This is a genomic window from Rhizobium sp. BR 317 (assembly GCF_047445835.1).
GTDB classification, from domain to species: Bacteria; Pseudomonadota; Alphaproteobacteria; order Rhizobiales; family Rhizobiaceae; genus Rhizobium; species Rhizobium paranaense.
The window spans coordinates 63,383-70,883 of record NZ_JARWLB010000025.1 but is presented as its reverse complement, the minus strand read 5'-3'; the positions used below and the strand labels follow the sequence as shown (position 1 = coordinate 70,883).

The 7,501-nt window shown below is 57.4% G+C and carries 5 protein-coding genes and 1 pseudogene; 1 reads left to right on the top strand and 5 read right to left on the bottom strand.

Annotation, left to right across the window (positions count from 1 at the left end; genetic code table 11):
• Positions 1-131: 131 nt before the first annotated feature.
• Positions 132-314, bottom strand: a pseudogene (locus QD357_RS27970) (helix-turn-helix domain-containing protein); the annotation flags it as partial.
• 202 nt (positions 315-516) lie between these two features.
• Here QD357_RS27970 and QD357_RS27965 point away from each other — a divergent pair.
• Complete coding sequence (locus QD357_RS27965) at positions 517-1,140, top strand: hypothetical protein (RefSeq protein WP_414125514.1); 624 nt, start codon at positions 517-519, stop codon at positions 1,138-1,140.
• A gap of 347 nt (positions 1,141-1,487) precedes the next feature.
• On the opposite strand, the gene QD357_RS27960 is transcribed toward QD357_RS27965, so the two are convergent.
• The 4 genes from QD357_RS27960 to QD357_RS27945 all read right to left on the bottom strand — a co-directional run bounded on the left by QD357_RS27960 (position 1,488) and on the right by QD357_RS27945 (position 7,491).
• Positions 1,488-3,218, bottom strand: a complete 1,731-nt coding sequence (locus QD357_RS27960; protein ID WP_414125513.1) for a rhomboid family intramembrane serine protease — start codon at positions 3,216-3,218, stop codon at positions 1,488-1,490.
• A gap of 153 nt (positions 3,219-3,371) precedes the next feature.
• Positions 3,372-3,776 carry a hypothetical protein gene (locus tag QD357_RS27955; protein WP_414125512.1) on the bottom strand — a complete coding sequence of 135 codons (405 nt, stop codon included), beginning with the start codon at positions 3,774-3,776 and terminating at the stop codon, positions 3,372-3,374.
• A 56-nt stretch (positions 3,777-3,832) separates the two neighbouring features.
• Positions 3,833-5,308: an HlyD family type I secretion periplasmic adaptor subunit gene (locus QD357_RS27950; protein WP_414125511.1), complete on the bottom strand. Its 1,476-nt coding sequence runs from the start codon at positions 5,306-5,308 to the stop codon at positions 3,833-3,835.
• Positions 5,305-7,491: a type I secretion system permease/ATPase gene (locus tag QD357_RS27945; protein WP_414125510.1), complete on the bottom strand. Its 2,187-nt coding sequence runs from the start codon at positions 7,489-7,491 to the stop codon at positions 5,305-5,307. The genes QD357_RS27950 and QD357_RS27945 overlap by 4 nt, the downstream gene beginning before the upstream one ends.
• Positions 7,492-7,501: the final 10 nt, after the last annotated feature.

Sequence of the window (7,501 nt, the reverse complement as noted above, 5' to 3'; positions counted from 1 at the left end):
ATCGCCGCAACCGGCTCCAACGCTGCGCAAGATGAAAGCTTCGCGCTTCCGCCGGTTGCTCACACCGCGCCACTTGGCGTATTCAAAACCGCCGGGGCTCTAATCGCCGCTGGATGAAAGTTCAGTGGCACGTCACTGCCGGTTTCGTATTTCTGTAGCTGCTGGAGGCTGACGCCCATGTCCTTCGCCAGCTCACTCAGCGACAGGTTGGATTGGATTCGCAGGATCCGGATCTGTTGTCCGACGTGGAGATCGACAGGATGGATTTCCGAATCCGACGTCGAATTTTTCTGCTGTCTCGATTCGGTCCCCATGTCCGGCTCCGTCAAAGTCAATAAGGACAATGATGGACGACACCGGTCATTTTCGCTTTCATGAAATTGATATTATTTTTTATGGCCTATCCCGTTCGTACAGGTGTTAACCAGATCTAGCGTTCCTGGGCATTGACCTCGACGCGGCGGAGGCCGGTAAGTCTGGGCGGAGAATGGGATCGGCTACGATGGAGTCGGTGAAGTGAGCATAAGTGGTGTTAGTGCATGGCGGAGCGGCGACAAGTTCACGCCGATCTATGTCTTATGGTTTCTGGTTCCCGAATTGCTTGTGTGGACATGGTGGCTCTTTCCGACGTGGGACTGGTGGACCATCGATTTCGCAATCTTCATCGTGCTTGCGCCAACGATTTTGATTTCGCTCTGTGTGAACCTGGTGCGAATGCGCTGGAGACGGCTGTTCTCACTTTTGCTGGCCGCCTTTCTTGTCCTTTTTTCAAACCGCATTCTCGTGATGCTGGATATAACGCCTGACCGTTTTCGGTTCGAGCTGACCAAGAATAGCTATCTTCAAGAGGTCCAACGGATCGAAGTCGAACCTGAAACACCCCGCTTCAAGACGTTTCCTTGGGACGACACTTTTGTTGCCAAAGCATATCAAACCCTCGTCTATGACGAGAGCGACCAGATCGCCTTGGCGCCAGGCACCCAATCAATTTCGTGGCTGCAACAAATGGAGCGACGCTGCGCGGAAGGGAAGGATTGCGTTCACCTCACATCCGCTCCGCCTGATGAATATATCTCCGTCACCAAGCTCGCTGATCATTTCTATATTGTTGACGACGATTTTCCGAATGCATTTCCGTGACACTTTAATCGCGCAAAAGCACTGTCACATGGGTTCGGGCCGCTATGGAGACTGAACGCAGAGCTCATGCCAGTGTCATGCAATACCTAACTCTTAGAAACTGGGGGCTGCCTGTCTGCGACTGCGACTCGACGCGACACAGCGGGGCGTATCTGGCTCAATTCAAACCTCGTTTCTGCCCCCAATGGTTTTCGGATGCTCCTACGTCGATTTTGGAAGGTATTTTCGCTTCCCTGGATAAACTATTAGAAGTGTTTACCTGTGCGAACGGGATAAGCCATTATTTTTTATTCCATAAGCAGCAGCTTAGGTCAGCTTAGATTGTTGAATCTGCTGCTCTCCCTGAATCATCGCGCATGCAGCCGAAGGAGCTCACCTCCCGCCCCATCATATTCCATGAAAGTGGTTGGGCACAACGACAGCGCAGCACTGAACTTCTGGCGTGCGTCATCGGTCTCTTTGCGCAGATTGTGCCATTCGCCGATGTAGAACATTGCTTCACAGAGGCTATCGCCGGTAGTCGCCTTGGCAGCAACTTCGCTGGGGGTCAGTTGCCCAAGGAAAAGCTCATAGACCGGATAGGGCCATTTGGCTCGATCCAGGTTGCTCGCGGCAGCCCGAAGGTCAGCTTCAGCTCGGTCGTCGTTACCACGTGATTGAGCGATGAACCGCCACAGGTAGTAATAGGGAGCAGCATGTTCATCCAGCTTTGCCTTCTCAGCGAAGTCCTCCCCTGCCTTTTGGTACTGCCCCTGAAAATATTGCACGAACGGGTTGGCTAAGTAGCTGACCCGAAGCTCACCGATACGCCAGATTGAACCAGCGGCGACGGCTGCAAACGCAATGCTGCAGATAAGCGCCGCAACCCCAAAGCGAGGATGGATCTGCTTATTTGACCAGGCCTTCAACAAGACAAAAGAGAGCGCAGCCCCAGCGATTGCACCGCCCAGATGAGCTGCATAGTCGATATGGACACCGTCGGCCGTGTGGCCGACAATCGGAAGCAGCGACGGAACAAGGATTTGAATTGCTCCTATTCTCAATAGTTGTGGCAGTGGACCAGATGGAAAGTGAAAGCTCGCGACTATAACCGCGGCAAACAGGCCAATAATGCCGCCGGATGCTCCAACTCCGACCATATTGGCGGGGTTCATCAATAGAGATCCAACAGAGCCACCGAGCGCACTAATGCAAAAGATGGCGGCAAACCACCGCCAACCAATCAGTCGCTCAAGCAGTATACCGGCCCGCCACAGAGCAAGGCAATTGAACGTGAGGTGGATGACACTGCCGTGTAGCATGGCGGCTGTCACAAGCCGCCACCATTCTCCACAGGACAATATCCTTTCACGAAAGATTCCGCCGAGCACCAATAGGGTCTGCGTGCTTGGTGTATAGTCCATCGCGGGAACAACCCCGAAATTCAGCTCCCCAATGTAGATGGCTATCAGAATCGCGATGAGCACGTAGCTAAAGATCGGGTGCCCCTTGAGGTTGAAGACAGGATCGGCACTAACTTCGTTCTGGTCGGCTAGGATCAGCCCACCAGTTGTCAAAGTTTGCTCTCGATCTTTTGCGAGAAATTCCAAGCATTGATCGTATATCCAGTCGGGATCTCCGTGCAGAAGTTTCAGGGAAACGGCGGCCGTATCTTCCCGCCCGCGGAGAGGCCTCGGCATCCAACCCATGAGGCCTCGTCTGGACAATGTTCGCGCCACCATTGGATCCAAGTCGACATTCATCAGGTCAACATTTCTGCGATGATATCTGCGAACGCCCCGAACAGCTCGCCAGGGTATCGTCTCATCGAAGTAGCTTTCCATATGGATGCCAGCTTGCGATATGATAAGGCCTGGTTTGCCCTTGAAGATCTTGAGCAACAAGCTGGCCGCGAGAAGCACAATAAGGAAGGCGAACGGCCAACATACTGCTGCGTTCAGATGAGGGTGCCCTGGTCTATCAGGAAGAAACGGGCCGCCGGCAACGGCCGCCGCGATGACTGTCGCTAAAAAGGAGAGCCACAGGGCTCTGCCCTTGTCATAAGCGAACTCAATTCTGTGCGGAACCTTTACATCCATGGACAAACTCTAAAATGGTATTCGGTTTTGGTTCATAGCTCTGGCAGAACTGCCCTTTTCTTCCGACCGTGTGCATCTCGGATGAAAATCGCGTTAGCAACGGTCGAAAGAAATGCGTGCCTCTCCGGACTGGCCGACACGGGCCGCCGCATCTTACTTGACGACTTTGATACTGATCCGGGTGATCTTGGAGCCAAGACGAAGTGTCACGTGATCCTCGCCGATAAAACCTGGATCAGAGCGATAGTAGACGAAGGAAACTCCGCCCCTTTTGCCGCTGCAAGCACGACGTGGGCCATCCTTAATCGGCCCAACAAGGACGTCCTTCCATTCGAAACTCACCTGGCCATGTTTCGGATAATCGATGGTGTCGGGATAGATGCTCAAGATTTCTCTGCATCCTGGCGTGATGGCACTTATGGTTCCCAGTTCGGTCCTGAGCCCTGACTTCACGGTGCTGGCTTCTGGCTTTTGATCAGCCACGCTCACACAGCCCGAAAGCGTCACTGCGAGCGCCGACAGCAATCCAATACATCGAGGACGCCATCCGATTGTCATACTTAAACCTCCTTCTTGAATTGGTTCTCGGACTGCAAGGCGATCATTTACCTGTTTCACCGCTCCTGCATCGCCTCCGACGCCACCTCCGCAAGCGGCGAGAACAGATACTCAAGGATTCGCCGTTTGCCCGTCTTGATCTCGACGGTCGCGGCCATACCCGGTGACAGTGGCTGCAGCACGCCATCGACATTGATCACCTCGGTGTCCGGCCGGACGGTGACGGGGAAGACGAGGTTCTGGACCCGCTCGACGTTGCCGATCGGAATGAGGCTCTGGAGCTGCTTGGCCGGTTCAGCCTCCATCTGCTGTGCATCGGGCTCCGGAACAGCGTCGGTGGCGACCGCGGTGACATGGCCACGGACCACACCGTAACGGGTGAACGGGAAGGCCTGCACTTTGATCACCGCCTCCTGTCCGGCCGCGACGAAGCCGATGTCGCTGTTCGGCACGAAGGCTTCGATTTCGAGCGCGGTATCGGCCGGCACGATGCGCATCTGTTCAGAACCGGGATTGACGACCTGACCGATGGTGGTGATCGCCGAGGCGGTGACCACGCCGTCAATCGGGCTTGCAATAGTCATCGACTGGCGGCGCTTGTTTGCCTTGATGAGTTGCTTGTCCAGCTCGTCCGCCTGCTTGGCGGCATCGCCCAGTTTCTCGGCATTATCGGCGACGAAGGCACGCAGGGCCTTTTCGCCTTCGCTCGTCGCAACAGCCAATGCGGCTTTTGCCTCGGCGAGTTGGCCGACCTCTGTTGCAAGATCGGTTTCTTCCTTCTGCTGCGTCTCCAGCGCATCGATGACACCGGATTTCGAGCCGGCTGCTTGATCGACCAGGGTCGAGCGCATCGCAACACGTTCGGCGAGTGTGCCGATCAATCGCTTGTGGGCATCAATCGTCGCGCTCAGCCGCTCGATCGTCGCCTGCTGCTGGATGCGCTGGGCGGCGAGATTGTCGAGGTTGGCATCGAGCTGCGCGAGATCGGCGGCGAAGATCGTCTGCTCGCGCGTGCGAATATTGTCGGGCGTGTCGGCAGGAAGCGACAACGGGGTCGCCGGTATGCTGCGGTCGCCGGCCCAAATGTCTCCTGCAAGGCAGCTTCTCACCAGTGAGAGGGCGATGTCGCGCCGGGCGATCTCAGCGCGCAACGCATGCAGATTGACGGTCAAGGCTTCTTCATCGGATTTGAGCTCGGTATCGTCGAGGTCGACGACGACATCGCCCGCTTTCACCTTCGAGCCGTTGACCACCGGGATCGATCTGACCTTACCGACTTCCAGCGACTGGATGACCTTGACGCGGCCCGTCGGCTGCAACTTGCCCTGTGCCGTCGAGACGATGTCAAAGGTGCCGAGATAGCTCCAGATGAGCGTGCTGCCGACGACGACAGCGATGAACCAGATGAAGGCGGTACGGATCGGAGAGGCCGGCGTCTCCAGGATCTCGAGCGCCGCCGGCAAGAACTCGTTCTCGATCCTGGTGCGGCGTGGTCTTCTCGGGCGCTTAGGGGGCTTTACGACCTGGTTCATGCCTGGTTCAGCCCCGTCTGCAATTGCCAGAGATGAGCGTAGAGACCATTCTTCCGGTTCAGCAACTCGTCGTGATTGCCTTCCTCGACAATGCGGCCATCCTTCATGCCAATGATGCGGTCGCAGTGCCGGACGGTCGCCAGGCGATGGGCGATGATGATCACCGTCCTGCCTTTGACGATCTCGCGCATGTTGCCGAGGATGATGCGCTCGCTCTCATAATCGAGCGCGCTGGTCGCCTCATCGAGAATAAGGATGGGGGGATTGGTCGCCAATGCCCGCGCGATTGCCAGCCTCTGCCGCTGGCCGCCAGAAAGATTGGCGCCGCGCTCCTCGATCAAGGTGTCGTAGCCTTTCGGCAGCTTGGCGATAAACTCGTCGGCGCCCGACAGCCGTGCCATCTGCATCGCCGCTGCCCGCGACATCGAAGGATTCACCAGACAGATGTTGTCGTGGATCGTCCGGTTGAACAGCATGTTCTCCTGCAGGACGACGCCGATGTTCGAGCGCAGCCAGGCCGGATCGACCTGGGCGATGTCCTGGCCGTCGACGAAGACCTGGCCGCGATTGGGTATATAGAAGCGCTGCACCAGCTTAGTGAGCGTCGACTTGCCAGATCCGGACGGGCCGACGATACCGATCACTTCGCCCGGTCGTACCGCAAAGCTGATGTCGCGCAATACTTCCGGGCCGTCGGCGGCATAGCGGAAGTTCACACCCTTGAAGGCGATTGCCCCTCTTGGCTTCGGCAGGCTGACGGAGACTTCCGGCCGCGGCTCCGGCGGAGCGTTAAGGATATCGGCAAGCCGTGCCACCGACACCTGCACCTGCTGGAAATCCTGCCAGAGCTGCGACAGGCGCAGGATCGGCTGCGAGACCTGCCCGGCGATCATATTGAACGCCACCAGTCCGCCGACCGTCAGCTCGCCATTGATGACCGCCTGGGCGCCAAACAGCAGCAGTGCCGCAGAGGTGATCTTGTTGACATACTGGATGGCATTCTGGCCTTTGGCGGCCAGCATCGTTGTCCCAAACGACGACTGCACGTATCCGGCAAGCCGCTCCTCCCATTGTGCCGAAACCACCGGCTCGACGGCGGCTGCCTTCAAGGTCTGCACGCCGACGACTGTCTCGACAAGAAGCTGCTGGCTATAGGCGCCGCGCTCGAACTTCTCGTCGATCTTCTCCTTCAAGAACGGCCGTACCAGGAAGCCGATCGCCAGGTAGAAGGGGATCGAGGCAATGACAATCCAGGCAAGCTTGGACGAATAGGAAAACAGCACGAAGATGAAAACGACGGTGAAGATCAGGTCGAGACCGGAGAACAGCCCCTGCCCGGTCAGGAAGTTGCGGATCGTCTCCAGCTCGCGGACACGCGCGATTGTCTGGCCGGTCGCCCGCGTCTCGAAATAGGAGAGCGGCAGATTCAACATATGCCGGAATAGCCTACGGCCGAGCTCGACATCGATGCGGTTCGTCGTGTGCGACAGCGCATAGGTGCGAAGATACTGCAGGATGACATCGAACAGTCCGACCGCCGCCAGTCCGATGACCAGCACGATCAGAGTCGAGTAACTGCGATGGGCCAAAACTTTGTCGACCACGACCTGAAAGAATAGTGGCGTCACCAGCGCGAAGATCTGCCCGATCAGCGAAGCCAGCAGGACATGGCCGAAGGCATGGCGATAGCGCCAGATCGACGGCAGAAACCAGCGGAACCCAAAATTGCCGCGCGCAGATCCTGGTCCGGCCAGCCGCCGCTGCACCAGGATGAAATGTCCGGCCGTCTCGGCCAACACTTCATGTGAACCGAGATTGCGGCTGGAAAAATCGACGGGATCGATGATCCGATAGGACCCGTCGGGCGTCACGCCACCGAAGACGCCGAAGCGGCCGTCGGTCAGACAGACGATGGCAGGCGTCGGGAGTGTTGCGAGGCGGGCATCGGTGTGGATCTCGACATGTTTTGCCTTCAGGCCGACGAGCTTTGCCGCACGCAGAAGATCGCTACGCCCTGAAGGACTCGACAGAGCCAGCTCGCGCGCCAGGACATTTGGATTGGAGGCGATGCGATAATAGCCAGCGATTGCCGCAATCGCCGCCAGACCGCTGTCTGGGCGTTGCGCCACATCTGCTGACGCTGCTGGTGCCTGCTCAGGCTCAGCGAGGGTGGTGTCGTTCATGAGAGTCAGG

What these genes read in the sequence shown, in the direction of transcription:
- QD357_RS27960 (WP_414125513.1), bottom strand. Translation starts at nt 3,218, where the DNA reads ATGGATGTAAAGGTTCCGCACAGAATTGAGTTCGCTTATGACAAGGGC.
- QD357_RS27955 (WP_414125512.1), bottom strand. Translation starts at nt 3,776, where the DNA reads ATGACAATCGGATGGCGTCCTCGATGTATTGGATTGCTGTCGGCGCTC.
- QD357_RS27950 (WP_414125511.1), bottom strand. Translation starts at nt 5,308, where the DNA reads ATGAACCAGGTCGTAAAGCCCCCTAAGCGCCCGAGAAGACCACGCCGC.
- QD357_RS27945 (WP_414125510.1), bottom strand. Translation starts at nt 7,491, where the DNA reads ATGAACGACACCACCCTCGCTGAGCCTGAGCAGGCACCAGCAGCGTCA.